Raw genomic sequence first — 19,359 nt, 5'->3', positions numbered from 1 at the left:
CATGCCGGCGGGTAACGAGCACGGGAACACTCCCGAAGGCGAAGAACCGGTAAGCGGCCAGGGCACGCCCGGCCAGGACGAGACGCAGGCCAACGGCGGCACCGGGGAGGAAGCATCGGCTTCCGCCCCGGCAGCCGGGGGCGACGCACTGTCCCAGGCGGAGCAGATCCTCAACAACGCCGACGTGCCGGCGCAGCCTGCTGCCGCCGGTTCGCCCGAGGCGGCGGAACTGCGCAACGACCTGCTGCGCCTGCAGGCCGAGTACGTGAACTACCGCAAGCGGGTGGAACGCGACCGGGATGTGGCCCGGGAAATGGCGGTAATCGGTGTGCTGAATTCACTGATGCCGGTCCTGGATGACATCGACGCCGCACGCCAGCACGGCGACCTGGCGGAGGGCCCCTTCGCCGCGATCGCCACCAAGCTGGAGAACACGCTGAAGACCTACGGCCTGGCCCGTATCGATGAGACCGGGGTGGAGTTCGATCCGAACATCCACGAGGCGCTCATCCAGCAGCAGAGTGCGGATGTCACGTTCGATACGGTGACGCAGATCCTGAGGTCCGGCTACAAGTCCGGCGACCGGGTCCTGCGTGCCGCGCAGGTGATTGTTTCGGTTCCGGAACAGTAAGCAGTACCGCGTCCGGGGCCGCCAGCAGGCGGCCCCGGACATTTCCATAGGCAGGTCCCGCAGCAAGCCGGGGCAGCAGCAGGTCCGGTGGCCGTGCTCGAAACGAGCGGGATCGGCAAATGAGGAAGGGGACGCCAATTGGCTAGTCAGGATTGGGTCGATAAGGACTTTTACAAGATTCTGGGTGTTCCCAAGGATGCGTCGGACGCCGACATTAAAAAGGCGTACCGGAAACTGGCACGGAAATACCATCCGGACCAGAACCAGAATGATGCAGACGCCGAGCGGATGTTCAAGGACCTTTCCGAGGCCTACTCCGTTCTTTCCGACGCTGAGGAGCGCCAGCAGTACGACGCCATCCGGGCAATGGGAAGCGGTGCCAGGTTCACGGCCGGCGGCCCCGCTGGTGCCGGCGGCGGCGCCGGCGGCGGTGCGGGCTTTGAAGACATCTTTGGCGGCCTGTTCGGCCAGGGCGCATCCCCGCGCGGGGGCCGGCGCACCACGTTCAACGCCGGCGGCAGCAACATTCCGCCCGAATTCGCCGACCTCTTCGGCGGCAGCGGGTTCGGCGGCGGCGGGTTCGGCGCCCCGCCGCCCACCAAGGGTGCGGACCGCACGGCCAGCACCACTATTTCCTTTGCCGGGTCGATCAACGGCACCGTCATCGGGCTGCGGGAACCCAGCGGGGAAGTAGTCGAAGTCCGGGTGCCTGCCGGCGTCAAGGACGGGCAGAAGATCCGGGTCCGGGGCAAGGGCCAGCCCGGTGCGGCCGGTCCCGGGGACCTGATGGTTACTGTGCACGTCACCCCGCACGACTTCTTCACCCGGGAAGACAACAACATCCGGATCCATGTGCCGGTCACCTTCCCCGAGGCCGCCCTGGGCGCGACCATCGAGGTGCCTACGCTGACCTCCGATACCGTCCGCCTGAAGGTGCCCGCCGGAACGCCGTCCGGGCGCACCCTGCGGGTCAAGGGCCGCGGCGTCCACACGTCCAAGGGCAACGGCGACCTGCTGGTGACCGTAGACGTCGCCGTGCCGTCCCACCTGAACAAGGATGCCCGCGAAGCCGTGGAAGCGTTCGCCGAAGCGACCAAGGGCGAGGACCCGCGAGCCTCGCTGGCAGCCAAAGCCCGGCTATAGCGTGCCGGTCGCCGGAGGGCGAACTTCCCGCGTTACTATTTCAACAGCCGTCAAGGAGGAACAATGGGCATAGATGCTAATGCGCCTATTTTTGTGATCTCCGTTGCCGCTGAGCTTGCGGAAATGCATCCGCAGACCCTCCGGCAATATGACCGGCTCGGCATTGTCCGGCCCAGCCGGGCGCCCGGCCGGTCACGCCGTTACTCCCAACGCGACATTGAACTGCTGCGCGAGGTCCAGAAACTGTCCCAGGAGGGCGTTTCCCTGGAGGGCATCAAACGCATCATGGAACTGCAGAACCAGGTCACCGGGCTGCGCCAGCGGATCGTGGAACTATCCACGGAACTGGATGAGGTCCAGCGCCGCAACCCGGACCACAGCCGGGTCTTTGCGGCCGGGCTGGCCGGCGACGTCGTTACCCTCAGCCGAGGACAGCGGCCGCCGGCGGCCGCCACTGCCGTGAAGCAGCTGGGCCTGGTCTCGCTGATGGAACGCCGAAGCCGGCTGCGCGCGCTTCCCGCAGGCAAGACTGCGCAGCGGAACTACGCCGACGACGGATACGTCCAGTCCCTGTAGCACTCCTCTTTAGGGGCGCAGTCCGGCGAGCAGTATGGCCAGCATGGGTTTCCTGTCCTCCGGGGTGCCCAGACGAACAGCATGCTCGATCCCGCAAACCAGGTGGGAGAGCTGCGGCAGGGTCAGTTCGCTGCGGATAATGCCCGCGGACTTGGCCCGGGCGAGCACAGCTTTGAATGCAGCGAAAATCTCCTCCTTTGCTGCCCGCACCCCCTCGGTTTCATCCTCCGGGGAAAGCAGGACGGATTGGAGTCCGCCGTCCTCCAGTTGCAGTTCGAGGGCCGCGCCGAGGTAGAGGGCAAGCGCTTCGCCTGGATCCGGTTCAGCTGCGGCACGGCGTGAAATCTCCTGCATCCGGCCCAAGGTGTCGGCCGTGAGTGCCTCCAACAGTGCCCGCATGGTCGGGAAATGGCGGTAGACCGTCCCTACCCCTACGCCCGCCTCCCGGGCGAGGTCATTCATCCGCAGCTCTTGGGGGTCATGCCGGCGGGCCACGTCCAGGATCCGTGATCGGCTGCGGGCGGCATCTGAACGAAGCGGTGGCATGGGTCCAGTGTAACTCAATCGGATGAAGTATCCGTTTCGTGTGCTAGGTTCTAAGCGGATAGATGATCCACTTAGATTCGAGAGGGCAATCATGACCTGGAACCCAGCCACCCTTCCCAGCCAGACGGGGCGCACATTTGTTATTACCGGGGCCACAGCGGGTATAGGATATTTCGCCGCCGAGCAGCTGGCCGGAGCGGGGGCACACGTTGTCCTGGCCTCCCGATCGGCTGACAAATTAGGCGCGGCCCAGGCCTCCATCCGGAACTATGTGCCGGAGGCCTCCCTCTCCGCGGTGGTGATCGAACTGGGTTCCTTCGCGTCCGTGGATGCAGCCGCAGGCAAAATTGCCGCGTTGCCCCGTCTGGACGGCATCTTCCTCAACGGTGGCGCCATGACCATGAACCGGCGAACCATGACAAGTGATGGGCTGCCGATCCTCCTGGGGACCCACGTTGCGGCCAGCGTTCGTCTGCTGGCGGGCATCCTGCCCCTGCTCTCGGCCACAGGGGAGACCGGCGGCAGGCTGAGCCGCGTGGTGCATGCGTCCACGGGATTTGTCGGGATCAAGCGGTACGGGCTGCAGGACGTGCGCGGCCTGCCATGGACCGGCATTGGCGCCTATACCAAGGCCAAGACGGCCACCGAGGTTTTCGGCCATGAACTCGACCGCCGGCTGCGTGCAGCGGGTCTCCCGGTGGCGTCAGTCCTCACCCGGCCCGGGGTGGGCGTAGATGCCAAAACACCGGAACGGGCGGGTGTCCGGGATGCTGCGACACCGTACCGGCGCAATCCCTACACACCGTGGGCACAGGGGAAAGACGCCGCGGCATACCCCGCCGTGCGCGCCCTGACCGATCCCGCGGTGCGCGGGGGAGAGTACTTCGCCCCGGAGGAGCGGCTGCGGGGAATGCCCGTGGCCGTGGAGCCCAACGCGCACACGGCAGGCCCGGATGAATCGCCGGAGCGGCTCTGGCTCCAGCTCGAAGACCTGGCCGGCGTGCAAATCCCCGGACTTGGAGCCCCGGCAACGCAGCCGGGCCTGCGCTAGCGCGGTCAGCGCAGCCGGCGGGCCCGAAGCACCACATCCTCGTTGTGGTGGGCGCCGGCACCGGAAGCTACGTGCCGCGGACGGGTCTCATGCACCTCGATCCGCCAGTCCCCGTCCAAGGCGGCGGCAATATCTGCGGGGAGCACATACTGGTCCAGATCGTGGCTGTGCCCGGCGTCGGAGGCCACGGCATGGTGCACCACCAGGAGCAGGCCACCGGGGGCGACCGCCTGCAGCAAGGCCTGTTCCGCGGCATGATCTGCTGTGCGCAGCAATGCCGGATACTGAGCCGACACCAGGTCGAAGGACGCCGCGGGGAGCTGGGCTTCGACCAGGCCGCTGTGCACCCAGGCGATCTGCAGGCGCTGCATTTCCGCCTGCCGTGCTGCCCGTTCCAGGGCTACGGAGGAAACGTCGAGTGCGGTCACGTCCCAGCCGCGGGCGGCCAGCCACAGCGCGTCGGCGCCTTCGCCGCAGCCGACGTCGAGTACCCGCCCCGGAGCCAGGGCAGCAGCTTCCGAGACCAAGGCACCGTTCGGCTGCCCGCTCCACAGGGCTTCACTGGCCGCGTAGCGCTGGTCCCACTCTTCTTCCACGCCTGCCGGTTCCGGCAGGGGAGGGGCAGGCTGCGGCGCGGGACGGGCGGCCTGATGCGGGGTGTTCGAATCCATAACTGAAGCATGCGCCGGCCACCGGTGCACCGCAAACCATGTTGCCGGACCGGCAACATGCCTGCAGTCGTCCATGTCCTCGTCGGGACTAGCCCGCCGGAGCGGGCTACTCCCGGGCTTCGGCCTCGGGCCGCAGCCGGATAAGGCGCTGCGGGCCGTCGTCGTCCAGTTCCACCAGGTCGCTGCGGGAGGAAAGGAAGTCGGTGAAGGACCGGAAGCCCAGCGGCTTTTCGTTGAAGGAGGGGTCCATACGCCGCATCTGGTTCTTTACCGTGCCTGTGTTGAGCCACTCGTCGTCGCCCTTGGCATGGCCGATCTTCAGTGCACGGACAAGCAGTTCGGTGGCAAGGGTCCGCGGGTCAATGTCTTCAGCGGTGTCCGGCTCCTCAAAGCGGGCGTCTTCGGTGTGCGAGAACATGGGCACCACGGTGAGCTTGCGGGCCTTGCTGGGGGTCTGGTCCATTGCCGCAGCAGGGGCCTTGGCGGATCCCGGTGCCGCGGCGACAGCCGCAACAATGCCGGGCAGGGAGTCATAATCCTCGAACTCGTCGCACGCGGCGGCCAGGGAGGTGCTGGTGGAACCGGCCACACCGATACCCACCACGAAGCGGCCCAGCCGCTTCGCCTTCTGGGCCAGGGCAATGTAGTCGGAATCCCCGGCCACAATGATGATGTGCGTCAGGTCCGGCAGCCGGAAAAGGTCTTCCACCACGTCCACGGCAAGCCGGATGTCGGCACCGTTCTTGGTGCCGCGCGTTGTGGTGGTGAACAACTGGGTGAGGTCCACCGCGCGGGACATCAGCTGCCGCTGGTAGCTGGCGTTGACGGGGACCGACCAGTCGGCGTATGCCCGGTTCACCACCAGGGTGCCGAAGGACGCGGCGAAGTCGATGATCGCATTGAAGTCCACAGTGGCAGCGGTGAGCTTCGCGGCAATATCGGGATCGGCATCCCGGTTGGTCTTGTCGAAATTGCGGATCCCGTCGCGCTGGAAGGCGTTCCGGCCGTGCAGTTGCTGGTAGCGCGAAATGACAATGTTGTCGAAGTCGATATAGAGGCCGACGCGTGCGTCGCTCGGTTCGGGCATGGTGCAAAATCCTTCTGGGCCGGCGGAGGGCTCACTGCCATCCGTACCACCAGTTTCCCGCCGCCGGTACTGCAAGGGCAAACCGGGGTCAAGGCGCAGTGCCGTCCGGCCCTGCCGGGGCACCGCCGAAGGAGCGTACTTCGCGGCCGGTTATCCGGCGGGGGCGAACCGCTGCTGGCCGATCACCGCCAGCAGGCCAAGCTTCTGCGCTGCCTCGCTGCGCGGGGCAGCAGTCAGCACCAGCAGGGCCTGGCTCTGGTCTTCGCTGTACAGGGTCTGGCAGTCGAGCTCGATTTCGCCCAGTTCCGGGTGCAGCAGCGTTTTGTGGTCGGCGAACCGGGTGGCCACCGCGTGGTCCTTCCATATTTCGGTGAACTCAGGGCTGCGCTTCTGCAGCAGGCGAACCAGTTCCCGCGCACGGGCCGAGTTTGCGGAAACTGCCACCCGCAGCCCGGCAACCTGGGCGCGGCCCTGCCGTGCGCGGTCAGCCGGCGGATAGAGCTCATGTTCAGCGGGATCGGTAAACCAGCGGTAAACGCTGCTGCGGGCGGGCCCGGTGAGCCGGGAATGGTCTCCCAGCAGTGCCATGGAAAGCCTGTTCTGCGCCAGTGTTTCCCCGAGCGCGGAAAGGATCAGCGCCGGCGTATCATCAAGCCGGTCCAGGACCCGCAGCAGGGCAGGGGCCACATGAGGGTCCAGGGACGCGCGGGGCGGCGGATTACGGTCAGCCAAACGGAAGAGGTAATCCCGCTCGTCGTAGCTCAGCCGCAGGGCCCGGGCCAGCGATCCCAGCAGCTGTTCCGAAGGCTGCGGGCCGCGGGCCTGCTCCAGCCGGGTGTAATAGTCCACGGACATCCCGGCCAGCGTCGCAACCTCGTCCCGCCGCAGCCCGGCCACCCGGCGCCGGGTCCCGGCGGACAGCCCGACGTCGTCGGGGCGCAGGGCATCCCGGCGGGATTTGAGGAAGTCGGCAAGTGTGGGGCGGTCCATGGCTCCATCATGGGCCACCGCAGCCGTTCTATACAGGGACCGGGAATCCTACGACAAACGCTCCTCTCCCGCCCGCCGCCGGCCGGGCCAACACTGGGGGCATGAACATTAACGGAAACACCATTTTCATTCCCGGTGCCACCTCCGGCATCGGCCTGGCCCTCGCCGTCCGCCTGCAGACTGCCGGCAACACCGTCATCATCGGCGGGCGGCGGACCGAGGTCCTGGAGCTGCTGGCCGCCGAACACGGCTTCGCGACCGTCGCCGTCGACACCACCGATCCGGCCTCCGTCCTGGCGGCCCGCGACACCGTGCTGGCCGGGCACCCGGACTTGAACGTGTTGATTGCCATGGCAGGAATCATGACCGGTGAAGACATGCGCAGCGAAAGCTTCCTCGCCGGAGCCGAGCGCCTGGTGGAAACCAACATCAACGGCCCGCTGCGGCTGGTGGCCGCGTTTATCGAGCACCTGCAGACCCGGCCGGATGCGGTGATCATGACCGTTTCCTCCGGGCTGGCCCATACCCCGCTGGCCAACACTCCGACATACAACGGCACCAAGGCCTTTATCCACCGGTTTAGCGAAGGCCTCCGGCTGCAGCTTGCCGGGACGTCCGTGCAGGTCATTGAACTGGTGCCGCCGGCGGTCCGGACCGAACTGATGCCCGGCGGCTCGGTGAACGAGCACTATCTCCCGCTGGATGCTTTCGCCGATGAGGTCATGGCCCTGCTTCAGGCCCAGCCCGATGCGCACGAAATCCTTGTCGAGGCCGTGAAGTTCCTGCGTTTTGCCGAAACCGAAGGCCGCTACGATGCGGCGGTCGCAGCGATCAATCCTGCGGTGCCGGCCTAGATCCGGCGGTAGGCGAGGTCGAAGATGAGCCGGCCGGCCTGGTGCGCCTTGTTCTCGAAGCTGGTGAGGGTGCGGCCCTCGAAGCGGGGAGCCCAACCGCCGCGCTCATCGACGTCGTCCTCCGGCACCTTGTTCTCGAGGCCTTCACGGTGCACCCGGGTCAGCGGACCCCGTTCGCCGGCCTGCTCGCCGGTATGCAGGTTCTCAAACTGTTCGGAGGCGTCCAGGACTTCGCGCATCTGTACGGCGTAGTCGGACCAGTCCGTGGCCAGCCGCCACGTGCCGCCGGGCACCAGGACCCGGGCCACCAGCTCGGCGAAGGACTCCTTGACGAGGCGCCGCTTGTGGTGGCGGGTCTTGTGCCAGGGGTCCGGGAAAAACACCCATACTTCGTCCACGGATCCGGCGGGGAGCATGCTGGTCAGCACCTCGGGGGCGTTGGCCTGCACCACACGCACGTTGGTCAGGCCCTTCTGCCCGATGCGCTGCAGGGTCTGTGCCAGGCCGGGCAGGTAGACCTCCACGGCAAGGAAGTCCTTGTCCGGGTTCTGCTCCGCGGCGTGCGTGACGGCTTCACCGAGTCCAGACCCGATTTCGACGACGAGGGGTGCGGTGCGCCCGAACTCCGCCGCGGCGTCGAACACGTACTCCGGATGCACCGAGGTATCGGCTTCCTCGCGCGGCACATCCACCACAAAACGGTCCGACAGTTCATCCCAGGCCTGCTGGCGGCGGCCCTGGAGGCGCGAGCCGCGCCGGACAAAGGAGACCGGAGAGCGGAAATGCCGGTCCTCGCCAGTTTCGGAGTCAACGTCGATGTCAGGGTCGGTGCCCTCGGCCTGCGGCAGGGCTGGTTCAGTAGTCATCACCGTTAATGCTATCGGCTGCCGGGGCCCCGGTTTTCACCGCTGCCGCCCGCCCCGATTAGGAAACTTTCCGTATTACGGTAAACTGTAGGGAGATGTTGGTCCTGCCACGGCCGCAGCCACAGGTTGCAGCCGTGTGTGTAAGCAGTCCAGCCTGCGTCGATGAACGCTTTCTTTTGTCCCGCCTGTTAGCGCGGTAGACACTGTCTGACTTTTCTTCGGCGAACCCCCGGCCCAAACGGCGTTGGGGGCCTCTTACCGAAAGTTGCCTGTCTTTAATGACCACTTTTGCTGCCCTTGGTGTGCCCAAGGCACTTGTTTCCTCCCTCGCTGCCGCCGGAATCGACGAGGCGTTCCCCATCCAGGTGGAAACCCTCCCCGACACCCTTAAAGGCCGCGACGTCCTGGGCCGCGGGCGCACCGGCTCCGGCAAGACCCTCGCCTTCTCCCTGCCGCTGGTCACCCGGCTGGCCGAGAACGAGGCAGCTTACCGCCGCCGTCCGAACCGCCCGCTGGGCCTGGTCCTGGCACCCACACGCGAACTGGCCACACAGATCAACAACGTGATTGAGCCGCTGGCGAAGGAACTGGGCCTGAACACCACCGTGATCTACGGCGGCGTGTCCCAGCAGCGCCAGGAAAAGGCACTGAAGGCCGGCGTCGACATTGTCATTGCCTGCCCCGGCCGCCTTGAGGACCTGATGAAGCAGAAGGTCATCAGCCTTGAGTCCGTCGAGATCACCGTGCTGGACGAGGCCGACCACATGGCCGACCTTGGCTTCCTGCCGGTGGTCCAGCGCCTGCTGGACCGCACTCCGGAAAAGGGCCAGCGGATGCTGTTCTCCGCCACCCTGGACAACGGTGTGGACAAGCTGGTCCGCCGTTACCTGTCCAATCCGCTGACGCACTCCGTGGATGAGCCGCAGGCAGCGGTCTCCACCATGGAGCACCACGTGCTGCTGGTCCAGGACCAAACGGCCAAGAAGCTGCTGGTCAAGGAACTGGCCGGGGGCCAGGGCCGCCGAATCATGTTCATGCGCACCAAGCACCACGCCCGCAAGATGGCCCAGTTCCTCACGGACAACGGCATTCCCACGGTGGACCTGCACGGCAACCTGTCCCAGAATGCCCGTGACCGGAACCTGGCGGAGTTCGCTTCCGGCGATGTCCGGGTCCTGGTGGCCACCGACGTCGCCGCCCGCGGCGTCCACGTGGACGACGTGGAGCTCGTAGTCCACATTGATCCGCCCACGGAACACAAGGCCTACCTGCACCGTTCAGGCCGTACGGCCCGCGCCGGATCCAGCGGAACCGTGGTCACGCTGACCCTCCCGGAGCAGAAGAGCGAGGTGTCGAAGCTGATGAAGGCTGCCGGCGTCGACGTTTCCATCGAGAAGGTCAGCCACAACTCCCCGTCCATCGCCAAGCTCGTCGGCGAACGCGCGGCTGTTGTGGAACCGCATGTCCGTGCCGCGCAGCTGGCAGCCAAGTCGCCGCAGCAGGGCGGCGGCCGTTCCACCGGCGCCAATGCCCAGCGCAAGCGCGCGGCCCGTTCCACCAGTGCACCCCGCGCCGGCGGACGCGGCGGCAACGGCGGACGCGGGCGGGTTTCCGCCGAACGTCCCGAGCGTACGGAACGCAGCGAACGCAACGACCGCGCTGCAGCCGGTGACGGCGGCCGCACCCAGCGTCCGGCCCGTGCCACCGAAGGACGCCGCGCCAGCGCCGGTGCTGCCACCGCTGCAGGCCGCAACCGCCGCCCCGCCACCGGCCAGCGTGCCGAAGGCGCCGGCAGCGGCCAGCGTTCCGGCGGCGCATCGGGCCGTCCGGCACGTGCCGCCGGTCCCCGCCGCGCCACCGCCCCGGCCTCCAACGAGCGCCGCTCCCGCTAAGGGTTCTGAGAAAAGAGGTCCCGCATCCACCGGATGCGGGACCTCTTTTTGTTTGCGTGCAGACCTATTCGGTGTACAGCCCCATGCCGCGCAGCACATTGCGCCGGGCGGCGTTGGAAATCAGGAACCGGCGCCCGGAGGTGACCTCCGGATCGACTCGGACAAAGGCGTTCTTAATGCCCGCCTGCCAGGGGAAAAGGGGAAGCTCCTCCGAAGCTATCAGCTCGGCGTTGTCCTCCAGCAGGGAAGCGGTGCCTTTGAGCACCACGCTCCAGGCGGAGGAAAGATTGTCGTCATAGCCGTCAATCTCAAACGCCACCGAACTGCCCGAAAGCGCCCCGGACAGCTTGGTGCCGGCGGCGGTCCGGAACACAACGGTGCCGTGGTCCACGGCGAAGTTCACCGGAAAAATCTCCGGGTGGCCCTCTACGACTACGGCCAGCCGGCCGAACCGGGCTTTCCGGATGTAGTCCCAGCACTGGCTGGAGGTGAGCTGGTCTGCGGCGGTTTCCCCGGAAGTCGGCATGGCGCCAGTGTAGGACAGGAAGGGCAGCGGGGCTAAGTAGGAACTGCGGGCGTGGCTGGAGCCGGTGCCGTGGCTAAACCCGGGCCGGTGGAGAACAATGGATGAATGCGCGCAATCCTCAACGTCATCTGGCTCCTGTTCGGCGGTATTTGGCTGGCGCTGGGGTATGCGCTGGCCGGTGTGATCTGCTGCCTGCTGATCGTGACCATTCCGTTCGGCATCGCGTCCTTCCGCATTGCCAACTACGCGCTGTGGCCGTTCGGCCGCACGGTGGTGGACCGGGGCGGCTTTACCGGACCGCTGAGCATGGTGGGTAACATCATCTGGCTGCTGCTGGCCGGCATCTGGATCGCCATCGGCCACGTGATGACCGCCATCCCCATGTTCGTGAGCATTGTGGGCATCCCGCTGGGCATCGCGAACCTGAAGATGCTGCCCATTTCCCTGATGCCGCTGGGCAAGGTCATTGTGCCTACGGACACCTGGCAGATCACCCCGTACACCGGCAACGCCTACCGCCAGCCCGGCTATTCGGGCCGGGCGGTGCCGGGGCAGTACTAGCCCCGGGCGCCGGTCAGGAACTGCTTCATCAGCGGGCCACCCGACGTCGAACCCCGTTCGCCCTGTTCCACGAACACCGCGACGGCCAGGTCACCCTGGATGGACAGTACCCAGGCGTGGGTCTGGGGCGGGTCCTCGCCGCCGAACTCCGCGGTCCCCGACTTAGCCAGCACAGGGTCGCCCGGCACGTCCAGCAGCATCTGTACGCCGCCCTCGGCGACGACGGCGCGCATCATCTCCCGCAGGGACGCAGCTTCCGCGGCGGTGAGCTTACTGGGAGCAGGGGCGGGGGCCGCCGATTCACTTGCTGACGGAGCAGCCGATGCCTTCGCCCCAGCCGACGGGTCGGCAGGCGCCGATGCGGCCGGGGCTGTCCCCTCTGTTCCCGCGACGGGACGGACCAGCGCCGGTGCCACCCGCTCGCCCTTGCTGATGGACGCTCCGGCCACGGCCATGGCCAGCGGCGAAACGAGGACTTCGCCCTGCCCGATCAGCGACGCTGCGTGGGCGGTGCCCTCGGCCTCCGCCGGAACCGATCCCAGGAACGCGGGCGTGCCGATGGCCGCGTCCACACCGATGCCCAGATCCGCTGCCGCATCCGCCAAGGCCTGCTGGGAAACCGTGTCGCGTGCGTTCAGGAAGGCCGTGTTGCACGAGTTGGCGAATGCCGTACGCAGCGGGATGTCTCCGGTTGCGTTGGCGGGGTAGCCGGGGACGTTGGCGAAGTTCCGCCCGTCAACGTTGAGTTCGGCCGGGCACTGGACCGTGGACTCCGGAGTGACGCCGTTGCGCAGCATGGCCAGGGCAGAGGCAGTCTTGAACGTGGAGCCGGGCGGATACTGGCCCAGCAGGGCCGTCTGCTGGCCTTCGCTGCCCGGCCCGTTGGCCACGGTGAGGATATCGCCCGTGGAAGGCTGGATGGCGACCAGGGCCGACGCCGAGGGCTCGCCTTCCAGGACTGCCTCGGCCAGCTCCTGCAGGCGGGGATCGAGGGTGGTCTGTACATCGGTGCCGGAAAGGGCGTCCGTGGCGAAAACGCCCTTGCTTCCGCTCGCGCTTTCGACAGTGATGCTCACTCCGTCGCTGCCGCGCAGTTGCTCGTCGTACTGCTGCTGGAGTCCTGAAAGGCCGGTCAGGTCGCCCGCGGAAAGCCGGCCCTCGGACTCCGCGATCGCCTCGGCGGTGGCCTCGCCTACGGTGCCGAGCAATGCCCGGGCGAAGCTCCGGGTGGGCGCCAGGATGCGCTGCGCCGGCAGCGCCGCGGCGCCGGGGATGGCTTCAACGCTCTGAACCGTGGCCGGTCCGTCCGCCTCGGCGCGCTGCACCAGCGCCTCCACGAACGCTTCCGGGCCGGACGCCTGCACCTGCGCGGTGTAGGCCTCGGGGTCCAGTCCCACCAGCGCGGCCAGCGCGGCGGCGGAGGAAGCCTCCTGCCCCTCCGGGACGTCGGGCTTGTTGATGCCGATCCGCAGCACCGGACGGGAAGTCATCAACGGCGCCCCGTTCCGGTCCAGGATGTCGCCGCGGGCGGGAGGCGGCACGGTCGCGCGGGCCAACCGGTCGCCGTCGGCCAGGGAATCGAACAGCACCGACGGCGCCCACTGGACCAGCCACTGATCATCCTCGCCGCGTTCGAGCCGGACAGTGCTTTCATAGTTCCAGTCCGGCCGCGAATCCCCGTTCACGTCCCAGGCATACCCAAGCTTGGCGGACGCGGTGTCCTTGTCATCGGGATCTTCGTCGACACCGGCCACGGTGACGTCCGGCCGCAGGGGCCCCATGTCGGCCAGCAGGGTCTGAAGCTCCTTGTTGATCTGGACCGGAGTTCCCGCCGTAAAGGCAGATCCTGACACATCCAGGTTGCCCAGGCCCTCGGCCAGGGTAGCGGCGGCGTCATCCGGTGACGGCTTGTCCGCCGAACAGGAGACAAGGCTCAGGGCCAGAGCGGCGACGGCGAGAACGGAAACGGGTGTGCGGTTTTTCCCCATCCCGACAGGGTACCTGCCTGCCCTCCCGAACCTGCGGATGTGGCAGGCCTGTTGTTATTCCCGCCGCTGTGCGAAGTCGGTTTCCCAGTTGTCCTTGGGAACCTGGTCCTCGGCGATGGAGGTGTTGCCCGGCACCTCGCGGTTCAGGTGCAGGAACTCCAGATGGGTCTCGTAATGGTCCAAAACATCGGTGATGACCTGTTCCTTGCTATAGCCCATGAGGTCATAGCCGTGGCTGCCCTCGAGGGAGAAAACCTCCATCCGGAAATACTTGGTTTCCGCTGACGCGTTGTGGGCATAGGACGGGGTATCGCACCGCACGGGGTAGATCTGGTATTTGAAGCCGCGCTCCTGCGCCATGCCCACCTGCAGGTCCAGATGGTGGATGCCGTACGGAGCCACCTCTCCTTCGCACAGTACGACGTCGGCGCCCCGCGCCTTCAGTTCGTCATGGACTTCCTGCAGGGCAGGCCGGGCGACGGTTTGCAGGAAGCGTTCGGCCTGCCGCGGACCCGGGTAGGTCATCACGCGGGAGAGGCGCTGGCGCCAGCTGAGGCCGCCGCGCGCGTCCAAGCCGCGTCCTGCGATGATGCTCGGCAGGGAAGCCCGGTAGCTGTCGGTCAGCGTGTTCTCTACCCGCAGGGCCTTATAGACCCCGAGCATGATGAACAGCAGGAGGATGGACAGCGGCAGCCCCATGATGATGGTGGCGTTCTGCAGCGTGGTCACCCCGCCGACCATCAGCATCGCGAGGGTAAGCAGGCCGGTGGCCACTGACCAGAACACCCGCAGCCACTTCGGCCCGTCGGAGTCGGCATCGCTGAGGTGGGAGGTGAAATTGGCCATCACCAGGGCGCCGGAGTCTGCGGAGGTCACGTAGAACAGCAGGCCGGTGAAGGTGGCGATCGCCGCCGTCGCCGGCGCCCAGGGGTACTGTTCCAGCAGTCCGTAGAAGGCGCGTTCGGGCTGGTTCATTGCCACCTCCCCGAACGCTGTGTTGCCGGTCATGACCAGGTCAAGCGCGGAGTTCCCGAAGATGGATATCCACAGCAGGATGAAGGCAAACGGCACGATCATGGTGCCGAGGACGAATTCGCGGATGGTCCGGCCCCGGGAGATCCGGGCCAGGAAGAGTCCGACGAACGGTGCCCAGGCAATCCACCAAGCCCAGAAGAACAGGGTCCAGGAACTCAACCAGGCATCCGGCCGGTCATAGGCCATGGTGTCCATGGTCATGGAGGGGAAGTTGCTGAGGACATCCCCGATGTTCTGGACAATGCCGTCGAGCAGGAAGTTGGTGTTGCCGGCGACCAGGACGAAAAGCATCAGCCCGACGGCGAGGACCACATTGAGCTCGGAGAGCCGGCGGATGCCTTTCTCCACACCGGAGACGGTGGAAATGGTGGCCATGATGACGGACAAGGCAATCAGGGAAACCTGCACCGTCAGGTTTTCGGGCAGTCCGAACATGACGTTCAGTCCATAGTTCAACTGCACCACGCCGATGCCGAGAGAGGTGGCAATGCCGAAGATGGTCCCCAGCAGGGCGGCAATGTCCACGCTGTGGCCAAGCGGACCTTCGATCTTCCTGCCGAAAATCGGGTACAGGGCCGAGCGGATGCTCAGCGGCAGGTTGTGCCGGTAGGCAAAGTAGCCCAGGGCCAGTCCCATCAGGGCATACAGCGCCCAGCCTGTTATGCCGTAATGGAACAGGGTCAGTACCAGGGCATTGCGTGCCGCTTCGGCAGTGCCGGGATCGCCGGCGGGCGGGGCCAGATACTGCGAGACCGGCTCGGAGACCGAGAAGAACATCAGGTCAATGCCGATGCCGGCGGCGAACAGCATGGCGGCCCATGTGAACATGCTGAACTGCGGCCTGGAATGGTCAGGGCCGAGCTTCGTCTTACCGACGCGGGTCAGGGCCGTGGCCAGGACAAAAATCACCACGAGGCTGACCACCAGGAAGTAGTACCAGCCCATGTTGACCGAAACCCAGCCCACCATGGAACCGATAACGGAATCGGCATTGCCGGAGGCCAGCATGGCCCAGAGGGCAATGGCGAGAATTCCGGCGGCCGAACCGATGAAAACCGTTGTATTAACCCGGGTCCGCGGAGCAGCGGTGTCCGCTTTCTCCGCTTCCGCGAGATTGCTCATTGAGGATCGATCCTTGGGTTGCTACGGAGCTTCAGGCGCTCCGGCAGCACGGGATGGCGGAGGCGGCCGCGGCGCGGCGTACACCTAGGCGTCCGCAGGCCAAACGGAGCGGGCGGGCACCCGGGGGACTGCAGCGCGACGCGCTGTCCGGAGGCATTTTCGAATCTACCAAAATGCCCGCAGTGCCTCGATTCCTTTGACCCGGCTCACACGGACATGGCAGGTGCAAGCCCAGGATGCCGGGCCAGGGCAGCCTTTCCGGCCTGTGCAGGGCCTGCTTTCCCTGCTACCGTTTTGGAGAAATGGCCCTCTTGTGGCCAACGACACAACTCGCTTCCAACTGGACACCTTCCGACGGCCCGAGCGGCGTCGACAGCCGCGCAAGGACCCGGATCGGGTGCCGGTTGTTCTACGGAGGAGTGAGCGGATGTCCGATTTGGACACGATTCTCAGAAGGACGGAGCGGTCCTTGGGCCGCCGGCAGATTCAGGCCGGCCACGCACTGATGGTTGTGATGGCCAGGGACATCGGGCATCCCATCGGAGAGGTGTGGTCCGCGCTGGCGGAGCCTGACCGCGTGGCTGAATGGCTGGCGCAGCCGGAGGGGGATTTGCGGAGGGGAGGAAACTACAGCCTGCCCGACGGATCCCATGGTGACATCCTGCGCTGTGATCCGCCCCGCCTGCTCACCGTGTCCTGGATCCGGGAAGGGGCAGCCCCTGCCGAGTTGGAGCTGCATCTGACGGCCGAAGACAGTCAGACCCGGATAGAACTGCTTTACGCCTCGGTCCGCAAGGGGTTTGCCACCACCGCGGCACCCGGCGGCGGGATCTGGACCGGCGGGGCGGGGTGGGAGTTCTTCCTGGACATGCTGGAGGAGTACCTGGGCGGCACCATCCCGCAAAAGCCGCCGGGACTTATGCCGGATTTGAAGATCGAAGGAGAGCTGGTGGACCTTTTCGACGCCCGGAACGAGAGCTGGCGCCGGGCTGCCGACGAGTTTGAGGCGGAGCGCGCCCCGTAGGAGACGCCGGCGCCGCCTTGGGACGGGCGCCCCAAGAGTGCTGTGGATAACTTTACTTTCAAAGTTGAGCTAACTAGACTCAACCTTGTTATATGACCAGCACTGAGGCTGAATATTGCTGAGGTTTTGAGGAGCCATCCGTGGACACCAAATTCACGAACAAGAGCCAAGAGGCGCTCTCGGCTGCGGCCATGAACGCCAACACTGCCGGTAACCCGCAGATCGAACCGTCCCACCTGCTCAAAGCCCTGATGGACCAGCGGCAGGGTGTGGCCGTGGCCCTGCTCAAGGCCGCCGGCGTGAATGTCGACACGGTGAGTGCTGCGGCCAGCAACGCCATTCACCAGCTGCCATCCTCTTCAGGGTCCTCCGTGGCCCAGCCGCAGTTCTCACGGCCCCTGCTCCAGGTCATCAGTGCCGCCCAGCACGAAGCGGAGCAGCTGGGAGATGCCTTTGTATCCACCGAACACCTGCTGCTGGGCCTGTCACTGGACAGCGGCCCGGCGGGCAAGGTGCTGCGGGACAACAACGCAGGGCATGACGCCCTGATTGCCGTGCTTCCATCCGTACGAGGAGACCGTAAAGTGACCAACGCCGATCCGGAGAACACCTTCCAGGCCCTGGAAAAGTTCAGTACCGACCTGACCGAGATGGCACGGTCCGGAAAACTGGATCCGGTTATCGGCCGGGACGCGGAAATTCGGCGCGTGATCCAGGTCCTCAGCCGCCGGACCAAGAACAATCCGGTACTGATAGGCGAGCCGGGGGTGGGCAAAACCGCCGTCGTCGAAGGCCTCGCCCAGCGCATGGTTGCCGGCGACGTCCCGGAAAGCCTCAACGGCAAGACCCTGCTGTCCCTGGACCTGGGCTCCATGGTGGCCGGGGCGAAGTACCGCGGCGAATTTGAAGAACGATTCAAGGCCGTGCTGGAAGAGATCTCCAATGCCGAAGGGCAGATTGTCACCTTCATCGACGAGCTGCACACGGTAGTGGGGGCCGGCGCCGCCGAAGGGTCCATGGACGCCGGCAACATGCTCAAACCCATGCTGGCCCGCGGGGAGCTGCGCCTGATCGGCGCCACCACCCTGGACGAGTACCGCGAAAACATTGAAAAGGACGCCGCACTGGAACGCCGTTTCCAGCAGGTTTACGTAGGCGAGCCCAGCGTTCCGGACACCATCGGTATCCTGCGCGGCTTGAAGGAGCGCTACGAGGCGCATCACAAGGTGGCCATTGCGGACTCGGCACTGGTTGCCGCCGCCACCTTGTCCAACCGCTACATCACGGGCCGCCAGCTACCGGACAAGGCCATTGACCTGGTGGATGAGGCCGCCTCCCGGCTGCGCATGGAAATCGACTCCGCTCCGGAGGAAATCGACGAGCTGCGCCGCGCGGTGGACCGGTTGACCATGGAGGAACTGGCCCTGGCCAATGAGACGGACGAGGCTTCCATGGAACGCCTTGCCGTACTGCGCGAGGACATGGCGAACCGGAAGGAACAGCTGGCAGCGCTCAATGCCCGCTGGGAAGCGGAAAAGGCCGGCCTGAACCGGGTTGGTGACCTCAAGGCAAAGATAGACGAGCTGCGCAGCCTGGCCGAAAAGGCGCAGCGCGACGGCGACCTCACGGAAGCCTCGCGCATCCTCTACGGCGAGATCCCCGCACGGCAGAAGGAACTCGACGCCGCCCAGCAGGCGGAGGCGAGCAAAAACGGGGAGGAAGCCCAGGAGCTGATGGTGTCCGAAGAGGTCACTGCGGATGACATTGCCGAAGTGGTGTCCGCGTGGACCGGCATCCCTGCCGGGCGGATGCTGCAGGGCGAATCGCAGAAGCTGCTGGACATGGAAGAGGCCATCGGTTCCCGCCTGATCGGCCAGACGAAGGCGGTGGCTGCGGTGTCCGACGCGGTGCGCCGCTCACGGGCCGGCGTCAGTGACCCGGACCGGCCCACCGGTTCGTTTATGTTCCTGGGCCCCACCGGCGTCGGCAAGACCGAGCTGGCCAAGGCGCTGGCGGACTTCCTGTTCGACGACGAACGGGCCATGGTCCGCATCGACATGAGTGAGTACTCGGAGAAGCACGCCGTGTCCCGGCTGGTGGGTGCCCCTCCCGGCTACGTGGGCTACGAGGAAGGCGGACAGCTGACCGAAGCGGTCCGGCGCCGGCCTTATTCCGTGATCCTGCTGGACGAGGTGGAAAAGGCCCACCCGGACGTCTTCGACATCCTGCTCCAGGTGCTCGACGACGGGCGGCTGACGGACGGCCAGGGCCGCACAGTGGACTTCCGCAACGTGATCCTGATCCTCACCTCGAACATCGGCTCCCAGTTCCTGGTGGACCCGGGCATGAACGACGAGCAGAAACGCGAGTCGGTGATGGCCATGGTCAACGCGAACTTCAAGCCGGAGTTCCTCAACCGCCTCGACGACGTCATCCTGTTTGATCCGCTGAGCTTGGAAGACCTGACGAAGATCGTGGACATCCAGGTCCGGGCGCTCGCGGCACGCCTCCACGAGCGCCGGCTGGTGCTGGAAGTGACCGACGCCGCCCGCGAGTGGCTGGCGCTGACCGGCTACGATCCGGCCTACGGTGCCCGTCCGCTGCGGCGCCTGGTGCAGCGGGAAATCGGTGACAAGCTGGCCCGCGGCATTCTGGCCGGGAAGATCAGCGACGGGGACACCGTGCTGGTGGACCGTGCGCCGGACGGGCTGGACGGCGACGGCCTGGTGGCCGAAACCGGACTCACGGTGGCTGCAGTCAGCTGACCGGGACCCGGCAGCGCAAGTAGAAACGAAC

At 66.3% G+C, this 19,359-nt stretch carries 17 protein-coding genes; 9 read left to right on the top strand and 8 right to left on the bottom strand.

Annotated elements, in window-relative coordinates; translation table 11 throughout:
* Position 1: 1 nt before the first annotated feature.
* From QNO06_RS14550 to QNO06_RS14540, 3 genes are all read left to right on the top strand, one after another.
* Positions 2 to 631 (top strand): nucleotide exchange factor GrpE, encoded by a 630-nt coding sequence (locus QNO06_RS14550; protein WP_227911763.1) that lies wholly within the window; start codon positions 2 to 4, stop codon positions 629 to 631.
* 138 nt (positions 632 to 769) lie between these two features.
* Positions 770 to 1,774, top strand: a complete 1,005-nt coding sequence (locus tag QNO06_RS14545) for a DnaJ C-terminal domain-containing protein (protein ID WP_227911762.1) — start codon at positions 770 to 772, stop codon at positions 1,772 to 1,774.
* Between the two features lie 63 nt (positions 1,775 to 1,837).
* On the top strand, positions 1,838 to 2,350 hold the full coding sequence (locus QNO06_RS14540; protein WP_227911761.1) for a heat shock protein transcriptional repressor HspR: 513 nt from the start codon (positions 1,838 to 1,840) through the stop codon (positions 2,348 to 2,350).
* Positions 2,351 to 2,359: 9 nt separating this feature from the next.
* Here the strand turns inward: QNO06_RS14540 and QNO06_RS14535 are convergent, their stop codons facing one another.
* Positions 2,360 to 2,896, bottom strand: a complete 537-nt coding sequence (locus tag QNO06_RS14535) for a TetR/AcrR family transcriptional regulator (protein WP_227911760.1) — start codon at positions 2,894 to 2,896, stop codon at positions 2,360 to 2,362.
* Positions 2,897 to 2,987: 91 nt separating this feature from the next.
* Between QNO06_RS14535 and QNO06_RS14530 the strand changes: the two genes are divergently transcribed.
* Positions 2,988 to 3,947, top strand: a complete 960-nt coding sequence (locus tag QNO06_RS14530) for an SDR family NAD(P)-dependent oxidoreductase (protein ID WP_227911759.1) — start codon at positions 2,988 to 2,990, stop codon at positions 3,945 to 3,947.
* A 5-nt stretch (positions 3,948 to 3,952) separates the two neighbouring features.
* Here QNO06_RS14530 and QNO06_RS14525 read toward each other — a convergent pair whose 3' ends face one another.
* The 3 genes from QNO06_RS14525 to QNO06_RS14515 form a co-directional block, all read right to left on the bottom strand.
* Positions 3,953 to 4,618 (bottom strand): class I SAM-dependent methyltransferase, encoded by a 666-nt coding sequence (locus QNO06_RS14525; protein WP_227911758.1) that lies wholly within the window; start codon positions 4,616 to 4,618, stop codon positions 3,953 to 3,955.
* A 106-nt stretch (positions 4,619 to 4,724) separates the two neighbouring features.
* Positions 4,725 to 5,705 (bottom strand): NYN domain-containing protein, encoded by a 981-nt coding sequence (locus tag QNO06_RS14520; protein ID WP_227911757.1) that lies wholly within the window; start codon positions 5,703 to 5,705, stop codon positions 4,725 to 4,727.
* A gap of 150 nt (positions 5,706 to 5,855) precedes the next feature.
* Positions 5,856 to 6,695 carry a helix-turn-helix transcriptional regulator gene (locus QNO06_RS14515; RefSeq protein ID WP_227911756.1) on the bottom strand — a complete coding sequence of 280 codons (840 nt, stop codon included), beginning with the start codon at positions 6,693 to 6,695 and terminating at the stop codon, positions 5,856 to 5,858.
* Positions 6,696 to 6,796: 101 nt separating this feature from the next.
* Here QNO06_RS14515 and QNO06_RS14510 point away from each other — a divergent pair, with 101 nt between their 5' ends.
* Positions 6,797 to 7,549: an SDR family oxidoreductase gene (locus QNO06_RS14510; protein ID WP_227911755.1), complete on the top strand. Its 753-nt coding sequence runs from the start codon at positions 6,797 to 6,799 to the stop codon at positions 7,547 to 7,549.
* Here QNO06_RS14510 and trmB read toward each other — a convergent pair.
* The gene (trmB, locus tag QNO06_RS14505) at positions 7,546 to 8,415 is read right to left on the bottom strand and encodes a tRNA (guanosine(46)-N7)-methyltransferase TrmB (protein WP_227911754.1); all 870 of its coding nucleotides are present in this window, start codon (positions 8,413 to 8,415) and stop codon (positions 7,546 to 7,548) included. The two genes, QNO06_RS14510 and trmB, sit on opposite strands and share 4 nt — an antisense overlap.
* 278 nt (positions 8,416 to 8,693) lie before the next feature.
* Between trmB and QNO06_RS14500 the strand changes: the two genes are divergently transcribed.
* Positions 8,694 to 10,307, top strand: coding sequence for a DEAD/DEAH box helicase (locus QNO06_RS14500; protein WP_227911753.1), 1,614 nt, complete (start codon positions 8,694 to 8,696; stop codon positions 10,305 to 10,307).
* Between the two features lie 64 nt (positions 10,308 to 10,371).
* On the opposite strand, the gene QNO06_RS14495 is transcribed toward QNO06_RS14500, so the two are convergent.
* Positions 10,372 to 10,833 (bottom strand): pyridoxamine 5'-phosphate oxidase family protein, encoded by a 462-nt coding sequence (locus tag QNO06_RS14495; protein WP_227911752.1) that lies wholly within the window; start codon positions 10,831 to 10,833, stop codon positions 10,372 to 10,374.
* A 105-nt stretch (positions 10,834 to 10,938) separates the two neighbouring features.
* Between QNO06_RS14495 and QNO06_RS14490 the strand changes: the two genes are divergently transcribed.
* Positions 10,939 to 11,394 (top strand): YccF domain-containing protein, encoded by a 456-nt coding sequence (locus tag QNO06_RS14490; RefSeq protein WP_227911751.1) that lies wholly within the window; start codon positions 10,939 to 10,941, stop codon positions 11,392 to 11,394.
* On the opposite strand, the gene QNO06_RS14485 is transcribed toward QNO06_RS14490, so the two are convergent.
* Together QNO06_RS14485 and betT are read right to left on the bottom strand one after the other, a co-directional pair.
* Positions 11,391 to 13,382 (bottom strand): penicillin-binding transpeptidase domain-containing protein, encoded by a 1,992-nt coding sequence (locus tag QNO06_RS14485; RefSeq protein ID WP_227911750.1) that lies wholly within the window; start codon positions 13,380 to 13,382, stop codon positions 11,391 to 11,393. The genes QNO06_RS14490 and QNO06_RS14485 overlap by 4 nt on opposite strands.
* Positions 13,383 to 13,436: 54 nt before the next feature.
* Complete coding sequence (betT, locus tag QNO06_RS14480) at positions 13,437 to 15,539, bottom strand: choline BCCT transporter BetT (protein ID WP_227911749.1); 2,103 nt, start codon at positions 15,537 to 15,539, stop codon at positions 13,437 to 13,439.
* Positions 15,540 to 15,966: 427 nt separating this feature from the next.
* On the opposite strand from betT, the gene QNO06_RS14475 reads away from it, so the two are divergent.
* Together QNO06_RS14475 and clpB are read left to right on the top strand one after the other, a co-directional pair.
* Entirely contained in the window at positions 15,967 to 16,563 is a 597-nt protein-coding gene (locus QNO06_RS14475; RefSeq protein WP_227911748.1) for an SRPBCC domain-containing protein, read from the top strand.
* A 140-nt stretch (positions 16,564 to 16,703) separates the two neighbouring features.
* Positions 16,704 to 19,328: an ATP-dependent chaperone ClpB gene (gene clpB, locus QNO06_RS14470; RefSeq protein WP_227911747.1), complete on the top strand. Its 2,625-nt coding sequence runs from the start codon at positions 16,704 to 16,706 to the stop codon at positions 19,326 to 19,328.
* Positions 19,329 to 19,359: the final 31 nt, after the last annotated feature.

Source organism: Arthrobacter sp. zg-Y20 (genome assembly GCF_030142075.1).
Lineage (GTDB): Bacteria > Actinomycetota > Actinomycetes > Actinomycetales > Micrococcaceae > Arthrobacter_B.
The sequence above is the reverse complement of the archived record's forward strand: the minus strand, read 5'-3'. Positions and strand labels throughout refer to the sequence as shown.

Coding starts and splice junctions, on each gene's coding strand:
- QNO06_RS14550 (WP_227911763.1), top strand. CDS start 2: ATGCCGGCGGGTAACGAGCACGGGAACACTCCCGAAGGCGAAGAACCG.
- QNO06_RS14540 (WP_227911761.1), top strand. CDS start 1,838: ATGGGCATAGATGCTAATGCGCCTATTTTTGTGATCTCCGTTGCCGCT.
- QNO06_RS14535 (WP_227911760.1), bottom strand. CDS start 2,896: ATGCCACCGCTTCGTTCAGATGCCGCCCGCAGCCGATCACGGATCCTG.
- QNO06_RS14530 (WP_227911759.1), top strand. CDS start 2,988: ATGACCTGGAACCCAGCCACCCTTCCCAGCCAGACGGGGCGCACATTT.
- QNO06_RS14525 (WP_227911758.1), bottom strand. CDS start 4,618: ATGGATTCGAACACCCCGCATCAGGCCGCCCGTCCCGCGCCGCAGCCT.
- QNO06_RS14520 (WP_227911757.1), bottom strand. CDS start 5,705: ATGCCCGAACCGAGCGACGCACGCGTCGGCCTCTATATCGACTTCGAC.
- QNO06_RS14515 (WP_227911756.1), bottom strand. CDS start 6,695: ATGGACCGCCCCACACTTGCCGACTTCCTCAAATCCCGCCGGGATGCC.
- QNO06_RS14510 (WP_227911755.1), top strand. CDS start 6,797: ATGAACATTAACGGAAACACCATTTTCATTCCCGGTGCCACCTCCGGC.
- trmB (WP_227911754.1), bottom strand. CDS start 8,415: ATGACTACTGAACCAGCCCTGCCGCAGGCCGAGGGCACCGACCCTGAC.
- QNO06_RS14500 (WP_227911753.1), top strand. CDS start 8,694: ATGACCACTTTTGCTGCCCTTGGTGTGCCCAAGGCACTTGTTTCCTCC.
- QNO06_RS14495 (WP_227911752.1), bottom strand. CDS start 10,833: ATGCCGACTTCCGGGGAAACCGCCGCAGACCAGCTCACCTCCAGCCAG.
- QNO06_RS14490 (WP_227911751.1), top strand. CDS start 10,939: ATGCGCGCAATCCTCAACGTCATCTGGCTCCTGTTCGGCGGTATTTGG.
- QNO06_RS14485 (WP_227911750.1), bottom strand. CDS start 13,382: ATGGGGAAAAACCGCACACCCGTTTCCGTTCTCGCCGTCGCCGCTCTG.
- betT (WP_227911749.1), bottom strand. CDS start 15,539: ATGAGCAATCTCGCGGAAGCGGAGAAAGCGGACACCGCTGCTCCGCGG.
- QNO06_RS14475 (WP_227911748.1), top strand. CDS start 15,967: ATGTCCGATTTGGACACGATTCTCAGAAGGACGGAGCGGTCCTTGGGC.